The organism is Entomomonas moraniae (assembly GCF_003991975.1).
GTDB classification, from domain to species: domain Bacteria; phylum Pseudomonadota; class Gammaproteobacteria; order Pseudomonadales; family Pseudomonadaceae; genus Entomomonas; species Entomomonas moraniae.
On sequence record NZ_CP029822.1, the window covers coordinates 896,662 to 911,704 of the forward strand.

Genomic DNA, 15,043 nt, shown 5'->3' on the forward strand with positions numbered 1-15,043 from the left:
AAAAAAGATGGTTAAACCATCCTTTTTTTTATCAAGCATGAGATATTAAGCTTTTAAAGAATCTTTACGAATAGCTACATAAACCATGATAAAGCTAATGCCTTGCATCAGTAAATCAATCCCCATGATAACACCAAAAACAATTCCACTCACAGGAGAAGCTGCTAAAATAAAAATACCAAAAAGAATATTAATAATGCCTGTTAGGAAAATCCATGGACTACCCACCATTTTGCGTAGTTGATAACTATAAATGATACGACTAACACCAAAGGCAATCAAAAAGATAGCTAGAATAAAAGCTAAATAGAGCGCAGACTCTAAAGGAAGTAAAAATAAACAAATACCAGCAACTAAATAAATAACAGACCATAAAACAGACAATAAAAAAACACCGGTTGTTTGTTTTGCATAAAAACTATGACCAAGTTGAATAAGCCCCGCGGCTATAACAAAACCGCCAATAAAGTACATAGCAACTACAGTGGCTATAATTGTGTAGCTAAGCGCGAATAAACCACCAATCACCAATAAAACCCCAAGCACAAGAAACCAAATACGATTGACTTGGAGTTTTTGAATGAGATCTGTATATTGATTGTTATCTAACATAATGAAAGTCCTTAGTTAATGGTATTTAAAGTTTAGATTAGTTATTATCAAAAGAGTTCTTAAAAAAATATAACCAAATATTAATATAGTAAAAAAAGATATAATCTATTACATTTTCTTAAATAGAGCGATTAAACTTTTAGTTAGCCAATTGGTCTGAGAAGAATAGTAAAATTGTAAGTGATCATAATCAGAGGCAATATGTTAAAGCGTATTTTTATTTTGTTTTTACTGAGTAGTTGTTCTTTGTCTGTATTTGCCCAAGAGCAAGAACTTTATAGTTTTTTAAATAAACCACTATCAGATAAATTATTGGCAATTGGTGTTTCTATAATGCCAGTAGAAGCAAATCAACAAAATGAATCGTTGAGACGTGTTGTTTTTAATAATACAGAGAAACCTAGGTTAACATTAACCTCAGCATGGGACTTAACGGAAAAAGATAGCATTAGTTTACGTATCCAAAACGCAATGGATTGGGATTTAACTTTATATGTCACATTGACGGATACCGACAATTCAACATTAAATGCTGTTATTGCTTTACCTGCAGGGCCAGCCCAAAACTTAGTTATCCCCCTTAAAAGTTTTTCTAGTAGAACATGGGGAATGAGAGAGGGCATTACAAGCTGGCAATCAGAGGGCAACCTCTATTTATTGCCAACAAGCGTTGTGGGCAAAATTGACCCAAGTAAAATAGATACGATTAGTTTATCTATGGATAAACCAGCGGTTGCACAAAGCCTATTGATAGGCACTATGAATAAAACAGATGCGGATGTTGAACAAATGGCCTATTATCACCTTGTTGATAAATATGGGCAAAATACACGCATGACTTGGCCCCAGAAGATCCTCTCTAATAAACAACTAAAAACGATGGCAGAGGAGGAGTCCCAAGAGCTCGTTAAATGGTCAAAAAATACACCTACTCAAGATATTTATGGTGGTATAGGTAAAAGACCTCAATTCAGAGCCTCTAAGTATTTTAGAACAGAAAAATACAAAGGGCGTTGGTATTTTGTATCGCCAAATGGTTATGCATTTATTTCATTGGGCGTGAATACAGTAACGCCAGATGATAGCCAAACGTATATTGATGGACGAGATTTTATGTTTGCTTCATTGCCTGATGCAAAGAGTGTTCTTGCCCGTTTTTATGGTTATGCCAACACCAGTAGTGGCAATGCTGCACAAGGTGGGTTAGGGGTAGATCAAGGAAAATGGTTCGATTTTTATCAAGCCAACTTATACCGGACATATGGCATAAACTTTTTAGATGAATGGCATGAAAACGTTATTAAACGTTTTAAAGCTTGGGGTTTTAATACCATTGGTAATTGGAGTGATAATACACTCATCGGTTTACACAAACTACCTTATACTCGCTCTATTTATATCCGAGGAGACTACAACACGGTCTCTTCTGGATTAGATTGGTGGGGGTATATGCCTGATACATTCGATCCAAAATTTTCCCAGGCGGTTGATGATGCAGTTAAACTAGCCACCAAGGATAATAAGAATGATCCTTGGCTAATTGGTTATTTTGCCGATAATGAGCTGTCATGGGGTAAATTAGGTGACTCACCAACTGATCATTACTCCTTGGTTATGAATGTATTGGCGCAAACGGATACTAGTCCTGCGAAACAAGCTTTTTTAAAACAACTAAAAGGTAAATATACTGATATTACAAAACTTGCAAAGGCTTGGGGGATCGATGTTCAACAATGGGATGCTATAGCAAGTAAAGGGTTTAATGCACCTCTGCCAAGTGCAGAGTATCCTGCGATTGAACGAGACTATGGTATTTTCTTAGCTAACTATGCGGATCACTATTTTAAAACAGTCAAAGATTCCCTAAAAAAGTACGATCCTCACCATTTATTTTTGGGCAATCGATTTGCTGTTAAACTTCCTGAGGTTATTTCATCTTGTGCCAAGTTTTGTGACGTGATTAGTTTTAATACGTATACGATGTTAGCCAGTCAAGGGTATGACACAAAATTAGTAGCCCAACTAGATCGCCCAATTATGATTACAGAGTTTAGCTTTGGTTCTAAAACAATGGGTGCTTTATGGGGTGGGCCAATTAGTGTTACCAATGAGAAGGAAAGAGGTGAAAGTTACCAACGTTTTGTGTCAGATGCTTTTGCTGATCCTCACATGGTGGGTACTCATTGGTTTCAATATATTGATGAGCCACTAACAGGACGTCTGTTAGATGGGGAGAATGGACATGTAGGACTAGTCAATATTACTGACAGACCTGCTCATGATTTAATTGAAAAAGTGAAAGAAACGAACATAAATCTATTAGAAAAAATACGATAAAAACAATACTAATAATGAAGTAAAAGTATTAATCATAGAGACTGTGTATAATATAAGCCATTATATTATATATTAGTAATTAAAACTCATTAACAGCATTTATAGAGTTGAGGTTTTACCCCATAAATGCTGATGGACTTAAGTGTAGGGGCTCATGATAAAGCGTATTTATTTCGAAACACACGTCGTAGAAACTAAACCCGATGAAACAGTATTGGATGCATTTATTCGTAGTGGTGTTTCTATTCCTTTTTCATGTCGTGGAGGTTCTTGTCAGACATGTGCAGTACGTTGCTTGGAAGGAAATATTCCTGCACAGGCACAATTAGGCTTATCTGATTACCAGAAAGAAAAAAAATATTTGTTAACCTGTAAATGTATTCCTACCTCAGATATGACCATTGCTCCACTAAGCCCTGATGATGTGATAACGGACGCATATGTTGTTAGCATTAACGCTAATCAGTTGACTATAGAGTTAGGAAGATCGAGAACCCTAGCAATAGGGGACACTTTTAAGTGTATAAACGGTAGCCAAGCTGAACCTGAGGCAAAAGTTATAGCGAAAGAGGGTGATTGGATTTTAACCTTAGAGCTATATAACACAGAAAACGATGCTATTTGGTTGCAAGGATTAACACCAGAAGCGTTAATACAGATACGAGGACCTTATCCTCAACAAACGCCTGTATGGATGACAGATGAAGCCCCGGACCCTGAGCCTAATTTAGCTATCTGGCATCAATTAGAAGATGGGAAAAAAGTAAGAGAAACCTTAATTGATTTTTATGACAGAGTTTATGCTGATGAAAGATTAGCTCCTTTTTTTGCTAATGTGACTAAAAGTCGTCTCATTGAAAAACAATATTCTTTCTTAATGTATCTATTTACTCGTCAACATGTTCATTTTGGTTTACGCCCTAGAAATTTACACCATTGGATGGTCATTTCAGATGATTTAATGGATCATCGCCGCCAAATTCTAGATGACACTTTTAAAACACATGGACTAACGGATGAGCAACGTCATATTTGGCACCAGTATGAAGAGCATTTTCGTACAGATATTGTGAAAGATAAGGCATGGCCTATAAAAATAGGTGATGAATTTGTTGATTTAGAAACATTTGATAAAGAAGTACTTGATTGCGCCACCGTATGTGATCATTGTGGCGAAGCAGTTGATGTTGGCGTAGAGGTGATTTATCATCGTCGAACAGGTAAAATTAGCTGTCCAAATTGTAGTAAGTAATCTGATGGCTAGGAATAATTTATGAAAGAATATAACGAAACATTATACCCTATGTATGGGCAGCGCTTTAGTGTTGATGAGGTATTGTTTGAGACAGAAACAGACCATCAAAAATTAGTTATTTTCCATAATGCTAAGATGGGAAGAGTGATGGCTCTGGATGGTGTTATACAAACAACTGAAGCTGATGAGTTTATTTATCATGAAATGATGGCACATGTTCCTATTTTCGCCCATGGGAACGTAAAAAGTGTTTTGATTATTGGTGGTGGCGATGGCGGAATGCTTAGAGAAGTAGTTAAGCATAAAAATATCGAAAAAATCACCATGGTTGAGATAGATAAAAGTGTTGTTGAGCTTTGTACAAAATACCTACCTAATCATTCTAAAGGGGCTTTTAATGACCCCCGTTTAACTTTAGTCATCGATGATGGCATGAAGTTTGTTTCCGAAACAACAGCGCATTATGATGTGATTATTTCAGATTCCACTGACCCTATCGGCCCTGCCGAAGTGCTCTTTACTGAGAATTTTTATCAAGCTTGTTTTCGTTGTTTAACAGAGAAGGGAATTCTAGTCACCCAAAATGGAACACCTTTCATGCAAATTGATGAAGTTAAAAGTACAGCCCAAAAAATGCAAAATCTATTTGCAGATTGGCACTTTTATCGTGCAGCAATACCTACATACATAGGGGGGGATATGACATTTGCATGGGGTTCAAAAAATCCTAGTGCCCGCCATACACCTCTAACTGTATTAAAAGAACGTTTTCAAAAAGAAGGGATTGATGTACGTTATTACAACTCAGCAATACACCAAGCCGCTTTTGCCTTACCTCAATATGTATTAAAAGCCATTAATAAACAAAGTAATGACTAGCCATAACAATGCTCTTTTTTGTAAGGGCATTGTATTACTTATATTTTATCCCCGAATTCATTTCAGCACGCTTGTAATCTGGTAAACACCAAACTAATCCCCAATTAAAAACTTCTTTTCCCTCTTTAAATGGTCGTGCAAGTTGAATACGATACTCAATCAGTGCCATTGAAACGGCTTCATCCACGCTTTTATCCGATGCCCAACCTGCCGATGAACGATCTAAATGAGCGGGTATAATATTTAATTTAACTTGTGTTAATGCATTGTTATCAATATACAAACCTAAAGTACAAGGGGAATCACTAAACTCAATATCTTCAAAAAACAACCACTCAGTACCATTTTTATAATCTATATTAGAGCGATATAACTCTGTCAACACTGAGCTTATTTGCTCTTTTGTCGTTCCCTTTTTGAGCACAATAGGATGATTTTTTATTGTTAACGATCCATCTGTTTTATTAATTTGTAGTGTATTATTTGCCATATAACATACCTGTTAGTTGTCATTATTATATTATTATAATATTACTAAAATACAGAGTATTGTAATTTATCAGTGTTTTTTTGTTTTTAATATGAATTGTTTATATTGTTAGCCTAAAATACTTAATCACATTGATTTAATAAAAAGGTGGATGATTATAACGTTTGAACTTATACTCTCTAACCGTTTATGAAAAAACATATGCATATAAAAAATAGTGAGTCATTTTATTTTTAATAAAGGTAATAAATTATTTATGACAGAAAAAACTGTAGTGGCTGCATTTGATTTTGACGTAACGATCACAACGAAAGATACCTTCGTACCTTTTTTATACTGGGTTTTTGGTAGAAAAACTGTCTACAAAACATTTTTAAAGCTTCTTCCAGAAGCGATAAAGGTTGTTTGTAAACTATCGGATCGAGATATATTTAAAGAGAAAATTATAGCAGCACTATTTACTAATCAACCGATTAAACCATTAAAAGTTATGGGGGCAGGGTATGCTAGTTCTTTTACGCCACTAATACGTCTAAAAGCAAGGGAAAGAATTAAGTGGCATAAAGAGCAAGGACATCGTTTGATTATGGTAAGTGCCTCTCTCAATTTGTATTTAGAAAAAGCGGCAAAAGACCTTGGGTTTGATGATCTCCTCTGTACAGAGCTGGAAGAGCATGAAGAATTATTTACAGGACATTTAAACGCTAAAAATTGCCGTTGCCAAGGAAAAGTAGATAAACTACAAGAATTACTAGGCGATTTATCAAAATATGAACTTTATGCTTACGGTGACTCCGAAGGCGATAAACAAATGCTAGCAATTGCTAGTCATCCAAACTTTAGAGTCTTTGAATAACTTATATAAACGACTATATATAAATGCACAGAGGTTTTCTAAATATTATTGCTAAACCTTTACAGTAGCCTTTTGCCTCTATAATTAAAATTTATAATCAGAAGAAAAATATTATATATACGGTTCGATTATCATCTACAATCGATATAAATCAACATATCAAATTTAATAAAAATAAATTAAAAAAATGCTTTACAACGTTGTAAAAATCTATATAATGCACAACCCATATAGCCGGTATAGCTCAGTCGGTAGAGCAACTGACTTGTAATCAGTAGGTCCCGAGTTCGACTCTTGGTGCCGGCACCAGTTAAAGAAAGGCTTGTAGAGAAATTTACAAGCTTTTTTAAATCCCACAAAAAAGCAATTATCCCACAAAAAATATTAGTTAGTCTGTTATTTCGGCTTTCCTGTCATATACCTTTTTAGTTAAAGTAGATGATGAATGACCTAATCTTCTTCTTGCTTGCTCAATATTTTCTGAATCTGTAGCAACTTTAGCGCGCAAATCGTGTTCTGTAAACCGTTCTTTAAGATTAGTGGTTAACAATGCTTTTTTCATGTACCGCTGCCATATAGAAGTAAAGCCGCTTGCTTTGCTACCATCGGAGTATGAGTTGCCGTCACGGTTGCAAAATACATAATCAGATATAGTCGGGCGAATAGATAGGCATTCATTGACAGCTTCCTTTCTGTCATCATTCCAGCTATAAATGGTTTTCTTACCAGTCTTTTGGTGTACGGCATGTATACCATCATCCATTAAATCGCTTTCTCTTAGCCTTAATAAATCGCCTTGTCTTAATCCGGTAGCTAATTTTAATTTCACATAGGCTTTGATAAAAGGAGAGCAGACGCTTAAAAATTCTTCAAGCTCCCAATTTTCAACGTATCTATCTCTAGGTTTCATAGAGAACTTTATATTTAATCCTCTCATTGGGTGCTGTTCGTTTTTTATTACTCCCCATTCTATAGCCTTGCTGAACAGGTGGCTTAATACAGCAAGATCATTATTAGTTGATTTTCTACGATCTTTATTCTTATCCTTGTACTTAAATATCCACGGTGTTTCAAAATTTATTACTGATACTTCACCAAATACAGCACGAAGCCTCCTTATTGAAATAACGTCTAGTTTTTGAGTGTTAAGTGCTTTTGTTGGGGTTACTTCTGATAGATAGCGTGTTATTAAATCATTCATTGTTATAACTGGTTGTTCTTTATCAGATAACGCTTGAATTATATCTGCATACTTGAGTAATGCTTCAGATTGATTTTTACTGAGAGTAACTTCTTGTTTGCCGTTGAAAATGGTTTTTCGTTGTTCTTCTGTTACCCATCTTGGCACCCTATAACGCCATGCTCCTTTCTTCCAACGTACTGATTGCGCGAATGGTTTTATCCGTTCTCTTCCCATTTAGGTTGCCTCTTAGCTTTTTTACTATCATTTATGCTTAGTGATGATCTTGGAATAATGATTATGTTATCAATAGGGTGTATGTAATATTTAATCCCCATAGCATCTAATATTTCTCTTTGTGGTTTTAGATGTTTTCTTCGAGTTAAACGATAAACATCTTCATCATCTAATACTTCACTCATACATCACCTCTTTTCAAATCCTCGTTAAGCAGCTTAAGCATTTCTTTATTAAATGAAATTGATTTATTAGGCATGACAATACCTCACTTTATCCACAATAACTGTAGATAAGTCTGTTAGTAGTTTATGGTTAAATTAGGCTTGGCGTGGAATTTGAATGTGCTAAATACTTTTATCTAGCTTTTCATCGATAACTTCAATACAAAACTGATCCACAGTGATATTCTTTTTTTGAACTATTTCACTAATTTTTTCATATTGTTCGGGCTTGATTGTAATCTTGAGTTTTCTATCTAGCTCACCTTTCATTTTAACTCTTATTTCTGCTATTACTAAAAGAAGAAGAAAGGGAATAGTTATTTTATAAAGTTGATTTGAGTTTATAGTAAAAGGATAATTCTGACAGTAAAAAAGGAAAATAATCAAACAAGCAATAAATACCTTATTAAAAAAATATTCCATTTTAAATAATGCTTTTAAGCCAATCATCTTATTAACCTTACTGAGCAGAGAATGTTCATTTATATTACTTTATATAACTCTTTTAAACCACATAATTAAACTCCATTGATTGAGTGATGTTTAGCGAACGGGATATCATCGTCAAATTCGTTATAGTCAGGTACAGCCGCTTGTTGATTCTGTTGTGGCCTATTTTGCGGTGCTGGTCTTTGTTGCTGATTGGTTTGTTGCTGTTGTGGCTGATCTTGACGGCTGTCTAGTAATTGCATAGTTCCACCCATATCAACAACGATCTCCGTTGTATATCGCTCTATGCCTTGCTGATCTGTCCACTTTCTTGTAACAAGTCTACCTTCAACATAGAGCTTTGATCCTTTATGCACATACTGTCCTACAATTTCTGCAATTTTCCCAAAGAAAACCACACGATGCCATTCAGTACACTCTTGTGGCTCGCCCGTGTTCTTATCTTTCCATGTGTCTGACGTAGCTAATGAAACCGTAGCCACTGCATTACCATTAGGCATATAACGCATTTCAGGCTCATTTCCGATATTGCCTACAAGAATAACGCGATTAACCCCTCTAGCTGCCATGTTTAACCTCTTTAACTGTATTTTTAACCAACTCAATAAACTGATTACGCCTATTGATCAATCTTTCTATATCCTGTTCACAGTCTGATCTATTCAGCCTGTAAACGATTAATTGTTTATGTTCAGGGAAGTCAGAGCAGTAACTTATAAAGTCCACCCAGTCACGACCTGTACAATCTAAATGACCTACGAGCTGCCATTTATAACTAGGGTCGAATGAATTACGCTTTAGTGTTGCGTAGTGAGTAGAGGCAATAACTGACTTGATCTCGATAACACCTTCATCATGAACAAGGCCATCTGGTGAGTCGCCATAATCGCCACAATCAAAAAAACCGCCGTTAGTGACATCAACAAAATACTCATTCTCATAAAGCATTCTGGCAATTGGCTCTTGTTCGTGACCTCGTTCCATGTGCTGATTACTAAAGCTATACTCTGCCTTTTGATTATTGATAATCTCCAGGGCTAACTGTAAAGCGTAACGTTTAGCAGGCTCACCAAAAGCGCCGCCGTCATTAGCCATGATTGTTCCAAAGTTAGAAGCAGTTACCTTGCCAAGCCTTAACTGCTCCCATTCTTCGCTATTCTGTTGGATGTTGTGCCATATCATTATTGCACTCATTTATTAGCTGGTTGATATGCTCTTGTGATAGGGTAGCTCTTTCTAAAACCTTATCTAAATTACCATCCCGCACATAAGCCTCTTTCGCTCTTGTCCACATCTTTTCATTTTGTGGCGTAATAGCTGGTTTATTCGATGCGAATGGCTTCATTAAGCGCAATCCTTCCACTATTTCACCTCTATTTTTAACGTTAGGATCAACATAAATCCTGACTTTGGTATTGCTCCAGTCTTCTAAATATCCTGATCCAGTAAGTGTTTTCATCATCTTGCTGTTGGTGGCATTTAAAATCATTGGTTTTAGCTGTTCGCCTTGTCTTATTTCTTTTTCAATAAAGTAGAGCGTGTTAAATAAGTCCTTACTTCGCTTTGTTTTATCGCCCTCTAATACGGCCCTTGATACAGTAACCTCTATTGGTTCTTCAATATCAGCACTACTAAGATAAGGCGAGTTAAACGCTTTTCTAAAATGTGTTTTATCTTGGCTGTTCTGTGACATTCTTTTTACCTCATGTTATTACCCCATAAGAAAGCAATCTAACCAGCGTGTCTAAGGTCAGAAGATACAGGTTGATCTGGCTAAATTGCTTTCTTATAGGTAGAATTGTGGGTGAAAGTTAATAGGTGTTGATATGAAAAAAAAGTATGCTATTTTTTTTTCTGTAATATCTTTTATAGGCGCTTTTTTTCTAGATATAAGATATTTATGGCAGATTTGTTTAATTGTCTTTTGCTATAGTTGTTGCTGTATCTTCAATCCTGATGCACCAGGTATCAAAAAGATCAACGGTTTTTTGGGTAACATCATAAATCACATTAAAAAATAATAAGTTAACTTGTCAATAAGTAGATTTATTAATATCTGTATTGCCGTCCTTTGCATGGCTAAAGTTATTTATGCTTAATATGATTAAGTTGTCGAGTTTTACTAATCGTTATCCCAACGAGAGAGGCTAATATATAATCTTTCCTTTCTGTTTCTGCTAATCTATACATCTCCATAATTACCTTTTCAGGATTGTCTGAATTGGTTAGAATGTTTTCAAATTGATTGGATAGGGAGGTTAATTTATTCATGCCTACGCTCACAGCTGATTGTCCTCATTGTTTTACAAAAAATACTTTTTTTAAAGGATTAAATGCTTATGCTATTTGTGAAGATGCTGGCTATTTAACTTTTCAATGCCAGCATTGCAAGAATATTGTTTTAACGCTTGTTGATGATGCTTCAAATCAATCAAGAAGGTTTACACAGTTTGATTTTAGTCTCGATGCTAATAAAATTATAAATGGCTGGGAAGTACTAAACATATGGCCAAACTTCCCAAAACCTAAGACTCTTGATTATTTACCTGAAAGTGTTGCTAAGCGATATATTGAGGCACAAGAGCAGTTAGCAGAAGGTCGCTTTGAAACTGCTATAAGTATCTGCCGTAAATCTCTTGATATTGCAACTGTTCTTACGTTAGAAGAAAAGCAGGCCAAAGATGGCGAAGGCAATATTCTAACTAAAGAGGCTTTAGTTAAAAGACCATTGAAAAGAAGAATAGAGCTTCTTTTTGAAAATAATTTAATCACAAAGGATATGGAAAGCTGGGCGCATATAATCCGTGAAGATGCTAATGATGCAATTCATACTGACATTATTTTTACAAAAGAAGAAGCACAAGAACTACTCGATTTTACAGAAGTATTTCTAATGTATCTATACACACTCCCCAAAATGGTTGAAGAAAAACGTAAAACCAATTAACTAATAAAACCACCCTGTATAGGATTGTTTTGTTAATTAACTTTCTTAACTTAATGTTTAACTGTAAAATCACCTCTAAACTTCAAAGGTGGTTAAGTATGTTGGGTATAGCGATTGTTTTTGCCTTTTTTGCAATAACTACAATTGTCTTTTTAATATTCTTTATTAAATTATTAAAGAATAAGAAATATAAATCTTTTATTGTTTTATTGATTATTTTTGTTGTGTTAGTTTTTTTTGCTTATCTTTTTACACTCCAACTTTTTGATTCATTAAAGTGTGCGTATTCTCCATACGGTTGCCCATAATAATTATGCTAAGTTTGTCCATTTGTCTTAGCTACTGATAACCACGCATTTTGCCGTTATCATTCCTATCTTATCGACCTTCTGCATCGAACCAGTGGAAAGCTCAAAGCTTTATGCCTGTCACTGTGAGCTATCATTTAAAGGTAGATAGCCGCTTAACCTTTTAACCATCTTTAGCAAACGCACTGGTTAATGCGCTTGGTGAAGATTACTACATTGCCCAACTAACAATTGACCAGATAAACATTGCGCTAAATAAAGCACCGCAAGTTACGTTCAGAATAAAATCAGCCATCTAAGCCACCTTTAAAGCTATTGCCGATACAGCAGTTAAAATAAAAAGAATGTCTAGTGTGATTCTCATTTAAGCGGCCTCACTAGCTAATTGGTCTACTAAAGCGGCTAGCTTCTTTTGATAGGCATCTACTCTGTAAGCTTCTCCACCTATCTCAATATCAACATCGCCAATACTGACCCCTAAAACAGTTATGTCGTTTTCATTAAAAATATTGCTTTGAAATGTATATCTTCCAAATTCGCATACAAAGAGGCGTTAAAATTGACAATAGAAACTGGGATAGAGAGTGGGGTGCTATATATAACGCTTTACTAAACTCATGCGCTTATATCGACGCTAAAGCGCTTGAACCCGTATCAAAGATCATTAAGCTGGAGTATGATAAAGTTGCTTAAAAATAATAAAAGTTAGATGTTTATGCTAATAACTTATTTATTTTTAGTTAAATATTGACAATATTCGAGAAAAAAGGCATAATTATCATAATTATTATTTGCACCCTAAATAAAGTTAAACAAAAACACAGCCCCTAGCCTAATACGCAGGGGCTTTTTTTATGCCTGTAATAAATCTATACTTTATTCTTTTGTGTATCTAGGGATAAAAGGGAATGAAGCAATTAATTGTCGGCATTGCTGTAGCTGTTTTGCTTGTAGGATGTGGTAAGTCCAAGGAAGAGAAAAGAAAAGAGATTGAAGAAACTATGACTGCAAAAGGACAGACACAGTTACTTGTAAAGCAAGCTGAAATGAATCAGCGAGAAGTTGTGGCAGAAGTATTAAGATATATGGAGACGATAGAGCCTATTGTTGCTGAAGTCTTTTCCGAGCGAGGCACTTGTATTTTTATTGAAAAAACAAGGATGTTACGTGTAGAAAAAACTTGGGATAGCTTTTATCCAAAGATGAACTATTTAAAATCTTTCTCTATCGGGGGTGATTGCTCTATCATTGCAGGTTTTCAAGATTTAGCTTTTGCTCCAAATTTAAAAGATGAAATATTGACTCTCAAAATCGCGCAAGAAAAAGGGAAGATTACTTGGATTTGCTCACTTACAAGTAAAAATAAAGATGCTATCCCAAAAGAATGCCAGTAAATTAAACAATATCAAAAGCCGCCCATTGAGGTGGTTTTTTTATACCTAAAATTTATCAAGACAAAATGAAATGCCAGAAAAAGACATAGGTTTTTGGATAAACCTCTACAACATTGCACGAGAACAGGGAATAGCTTTAGCTATGGTTTTCATACTAACCATATTCCGAATGTATCGAGATGAAAAGCACCCAAGCTTTAAATTAGTATTATTCGATTCTATCTTTGGATCACTTATTGTCTTTAGTGTAGGCGTTACCTGTAGAGAGTTTGGCTTGTCTTATGGATGGACATTGGCTACCTCTGGGTTTATAGGCGTATTTGGCTTAGAGGCATTCAAATACTACGTTAAAAAGATGGCAGACAAAAAAGTAGAGCAAGGATATAGCTATAAAGACAGATACAGAAGTGAGGATGATGAGCTATGAAACTAACATTAACTCGTGAGCAATCGAAAGATTATGGCACGTTTGGAACGATAACATTACCAGATGGTAAAAAGTTCTACACATTAGAACTACCAGATAAAGACAACAAGCGTCAGGTGTCATGTATTCCTAAAGGTTCATATCAATGCAAGATTGTTAATAGTGCCAAGTTTGGGAAAGTTTATGGTGTCTGTGGCGTTCCTAATAGGATAGCTATTCTAATTCATGCTGGGAATTATGGCGGTGATGTTGAGAAAGGCTACAGAACGGATATTCAAGGCTGTATTTTACTCGGGAAGGCTAAAGGTAATCTAAACAATCAACCAGTTGTCACCAGCAGCAAAGTAGCTTTAAGAGAGTTTATGAGTGCATTAAATAATGAACCTTTTGAACTGGTAATCAAATGAAATCAGTGAAATAGCATATAATAAATCTATTGAATAATTTACTTTAAGGATTGTTAGTGTGTCACTATTTAAATCGTTGTATTTTAGTTTATTTGTTATTTTTGGTTTGATCTGCAATTTAGCTGTTGCCCGAGAAAATGTATTAGAAAACAAAAAAAACCAAGAAGTTATGCAGAAGTATTATAACAAGGCAAGCAATGGTGATTATCATGCAATGTATAGCATAGGAGTTGTATATAATCTAGGGTTGCTGGGAGTTAAGCAAGATTACCAACAAGCTATGTTTTGGTATGTGTGGGCCGAAATGGGAGGGAACACATTTGCAATGGTTAGTATTGGTGAGCTATACCAAAAAGGATTAGCTATCAGACAAGACTACCAACAGGCAATACAATGGTATTTGAGAGCAGCTGATATGGGGAATAGTATTGCCATGGCTAATATTGCTTATCTGTATCAAAAAGGGTTAGGTGTAAAGCAAGATTCCCAACAGGCAATGCAATGGTATTTGAAGGCTGCAAATAAAGGTAACCCCTTTGCGATGCATGATATTGGTGTTGTTTATGCTAAGGGTTTGGGGGTTAAGCAAGATAACCAAAAAGCGATGGAGTGGTATCTAAAGGCCGTAGACAAAGGTGTTCCCAGATCGATGTATAACATAGGCTATCTCTATGCTAATGGTCTTGGAGTAAAGCAAGACTATCAACAAGCTATGCAATGGTGGTTAAAAGCTGCTAATAAGAATATACCTAATGCAATGGTGGCTATTGGAGTACTTTATCAAGAAGGGTTGGGGGTTGAAAAAGATCCTATCCAAGCCGAGCAATGGTTTAAAAAAGCTAAAGAAGTAGAAGAAAAGCTAAAGAAGTAGAACACAATAAGCTGATTTTTATCTAAATCAATAAACCGCCTAACAAGGCGGTTTTTTTATGCCTGTTCGCATGGGCAATCAAAAGAAACTTACAGAATAATAGTTAAGAGAATAGCGGATGTTTCCCTAAGTTCTTAACCGTTAATTCTGTGCGAACTTAACTATTATT

At 35.3% G+C, this 15,043-nt stretch carries 17 protein-coding genes and 1 tRNA gene; 10 read left to right on the plus strand and 8 right to left on the minus strand.

Annotated elements, in window-relative coordinates; translation table 11 throughout:
* Positions 1-45: 45 nt before the first annotated feature.
* A complete protein-coding gene (locus DM558_RS04260; protein WP_109702636.1) occupies positions 46-612 on the minus strand; it encodes an HdeD family acid-resistance protein in 567 nt (188 codons plus the stop codon).
* 201 nt (positions 613-813) lie between these two features.
* Between DM558_RS04260 and DM558_RS04265 the strand changes: the two genes are divergently transcribed.
* From DM558_RS04265 to speE, 3 genes are all read left to right on the plus strand, one after another.
* Positions 814-2,949 (plus strand): beta-galactosidase, encoded by a 2,136-nt coding sequence (locus DM558_RS04265; protein ID WP_127162194.1) that lies wholly within the window; start codon positions 814-816, stop codon positions 2,947-2,949.
* A 154-nt stretch (positions 2,950-3,103) separates the two neighbouring features.
* Positions 3,104-4,201 carry a 2Fe-2S iron-sulfur cluster-binding protein gene (locus DM558_RS04270; RefSeq protein ID WP_127162195.1) on the plus strand — a complete coding sequence of 366 codons (1,098 nt, stop codon included), beginning with the start codon at positions 3,104-3,106 and terminating at the stop codon, positions 4,199-4,201.
* Positions 4,202-4,222: 21 nt separating this feature from the next.
* Positions 4,223-5,083, plus strand: a complete 861-nt coding sequence (speE, locus tag DM558_RS04275) for a polyamine aminopropyltransferase (RefSeq protein ID WP_127162196.1) — start codon at positions 4,223-4,225, stop codon at positions 5,081-5,083.
* 34 nt (positions 5,084-5,117) lie between these two features.
* Here the strand turns inward: speE and DM558_RS04280 are convergent, their stop codons facing one another.
* Positions 5,118-5,573: a hypothetical protein gene (locus tag DM558_RS04280; protein WP_127162197.1), complete on the minus strand. Its 456-nt coding sequence runs from the start codon at positions 5,571-5,573 to the stop codon at positions 5,118-5,120.
* Between the two features lie 256 nt (positions 5,574-5,829).
* On the opposite strand from DM558_RS04280, the gene DM558_RS04285 reads away from it, so the two are divergent.
* Entirely contained in the window at positions 5,830-6,429 is a 600-nt protein-coding gene (locus tag DM558_RS04285) for an HAD-IB family hydrolase (protein WP_127162198.1), read from the plus strand.
* A 233-nt stretch (positions 6,430-6,662) separates the two neighbouring features.
* Positions 6,663-6,738, plus strand: a tRNA-Thr gene (locus DM558_RS04290).
* Between the two features lie 79 nt (positions 6,739-6,817).
* Here the strand turns inward: DM558_RS04290 and DM558_RS04295 are convergent.
* From DM558_RS04295 to DM558_RS04320, 6 genes are all read right to left on the minus strand, one after another.
* Positions 6,818-7,846, minus strand: a complete 1,029-nt coding sequence (locus DM558_RS04295) for a tyrosine-type recombinase/integrase (protein WP_127162199.1) — start codon at positions 7,844-7,846, stop codon at positions 6,818-6,820.
* The gene (locus DM558_RS04300; protein ID WP_127162200.1) at positions 7,828-8,031 is read right to left on the minus strand and encodes a DUF4224 domain-containing protein; all 204 of its coding nucleotides are present in this window, start codon (positions 8,029-8,031) and stop codon (positions 7,828-7,830) included. The genes DM558_RS04295 and DM558_RS04300 overlap by 19 nt, the downstream gene beginning before the upstream one ends.
* Positions 8,032-8,193: 162 nt before the next feature.
* A complete protein-coding gene (locus DM558_RS04305) occupies positions 8,194-8,520 on the minus strand; it encodes a hypothetical protein (RefSeq protein ID WP_127162201.1) in 327 nt (108 codons plus the stop codon).
* A 68-nt stretch (positions 8,521-8,588) separates the two neighbouring features.
* Complete coding sequence (ssb, locus tag DM558_RS04310) at positions 8,589-9,089, minus strand: single-stranded DNA-binding protein (RefSeq protein WP_127162202.1); 501 nt, start codon at positions 9,087-9,089, stop codon at positions 8,589-8,591.
* On the minus strand, positions 9,079-9,702 hold the full coding sequence (locus DM558_RS04315; protein ID WP_127162203.1) for a lambda exonuclease family protein: 624 nt from the start codon (positions 9,700-9,702) through the stop codon (positions 9,079-9,081). The genes ssb and DM558_RS04315 overlap by 11 nt, the downstream gene beginning before the upstream one ends.
* Entirely contained in the window at positions 9,674-10,213 is a 540-nt protein-coding gene (locus tag DM558_RS04320) for a hypothetical protein (RefSeq protein WP_127162204.1), read from the minus strand. Before DM558_RS04320 ends, DM558_RS04315 begins: the two co-directional genes overlap by 29 nt.
* Before the next feature lie 576 nt (positions 10,214-10,789).
* On the opposite strand from DM558_RS04320, the gene DM558_RS04325 reads away from it, so the two are divergent.
* From DM558_RS04325 to DM558_RS04345, 5 genes are all read left to right on the plus strand, one after another.
* Entirely contained in the window at positions 10,790-11,467 is a 678-nt protein-coding gene (locus tag DM558_RS04325; protein ID WP_127162205.1) for a DUF4145 domain-containing protein, read from the plus strand.
* Between the two features lie 1,216 nt (positions 11,468-12,683).
* Positions 12,684-13,169: a hypothetical protein gene (locus tag DM558_RS04330; protein WP_127162206.1), complete on the plus strand. Its 486-nt coding sequence runs from the start codon at positions 12,684-12,686 to the stop codon at positions 13,167-13,169.
* A 70-nt stretch (positions 13,170-13,239) separates the two neighbouring features.
* Entirely contained in the window at positions 13,240-13,596 is a 357-nt protein-coding gene (locus DM558_RS04335) for a phage holin family protein (RefSeq protein ID WP_127162207.1), read from the plus strand.
* Positions 13,593-14,003, plus strand: a complete 411-nt coding sequence (locus DM558_RS04340) for a DUF5675 family protein (RefSeq protein ID WP_127162208.1) — start codon at positions 13,593-13,595, stop codon at positions 14,001-14,003. Before DM558_RS04335 ends, DM558_RS04340 begins: the two co-directional genes overlap by 4 nt.
* Positions 14,004-14,061: 58 nt before the next feature.
* Positions 14,062-14,874 (plus strand): tetratricopeptide repeat protein, encoded by an 813-nt coding sequence (locus DM558_RS04345; protein ID WP_127162209.1) that lies wholly within the window; start codon positions 14,062-14,064, stop codon positions 14,872-14,874.
* The last annotated feature ends 169 nt before the right edge of the window (positions 14,875-15,043 follow it).

Coding starts and splice junctions, on each gene's coding strand:
- DM558_RS04265 (WP_127162194.1), top strand. CDS start 814: ATGTTAAAGCGTATTTTTATTTTGTTTTTACTGAGTAGTTGTTCTTTG.
- DM558_RS04340 (WP_127162208.1), top strand. CDS start 13,593: ATGAAACTAACATTAACTCGTGAGCAATCGAAAGATTATGGCACGTTT.
- DM558_RS04330 (WP_127162206.1), top strand. CDS start 12,684: ATGAAGCAATTAATTGTCGGCATTGCTGTAGCTGTTTTGCTTGTAGGA.
- DM558_RS04305 (WP_127162201.1), bottom strand. CDS start 8,520: ATGATTGGCTTAAAAGCATTATTTAAAATGGAATATTTTTTTAATAAG.
- DM558_RS04260 (WP_109702636.1), bottom strand. CDS start 612: ATGTTAGATAACAATCAATATACAGATCTCATTCAAAAACTCCAAGTC.
- DM558_RS04320 (WP_127162204.1), bottom strand. CDS start 10,213: ATGTCACAGAACAGCCAAGATAAAACACATTTTAGAAAAGCGTTTAAC.
- DM558_RS04325 (WP_127162205.1), top strand. CDS start 10,790: ATGCCTACGCTCACAGCTGATTGTCCTCATTGTTTTACAAAAAATACT.
- DM558_RS04270 (WP_127162195.1), top strand. CDS start 3,104: ATGATAAAGCGTATTTATTTCGAAACACACGTCGTAGAAACTAAACCC.
- DM558_RS04295 (WP_127162199.1), bottom strand. CDS start 7,846: ATGGGAAGAGAACGGATAAAACCATTCGCGCAATCAGTACGTTGGAAG.
- DM558_RS04335 (WP_127162207.1), top strand. CDS start 13,240: ATGCCAGAAAAAGACATAGGTTTTTGGATAAACCTCTACAACATTGCA.
- speE (WP_127162196.1), top strand. CDS start 4,223: ATGAAAGAATATAACGAAACATTATACCCTATGTATGGGCAGCGCTTT.
- DM558_RS04285 (WP_127162198.1), top strand. CDS start 5,830: ATGACAGAAAAAACTGTAGTGGCTGCATTTGATTTTGACGTAACGATC.
- DM558_RS04280 (WP_127162197.1), bottom strand. CDS start 5,573: ATGGCAAATAATACACTACAAATTAATAAAACAGATGGATCGTTAACA.
- DM558_RS04315 (WP_127162203.1), bottom strand. CDS start 9,702: ATGATATGGCACAACATCCAACAGAATAGCGAAGAATGGGAGCAGTTA.
- ssb (WP_127162202.1), bottom strand. CDS start 9,089: ATGGCAGCTAGAGGGGTTAATCGCGTTATTCTTGTAGGCAATATCGGA.
- DM558_RS04300 (WP_127162200.1), bottom strand. CDS start 8,031: ATGAGTGAAGTATTAGATGATGAAGATGTTTATCGTTTAACTCGAAGA.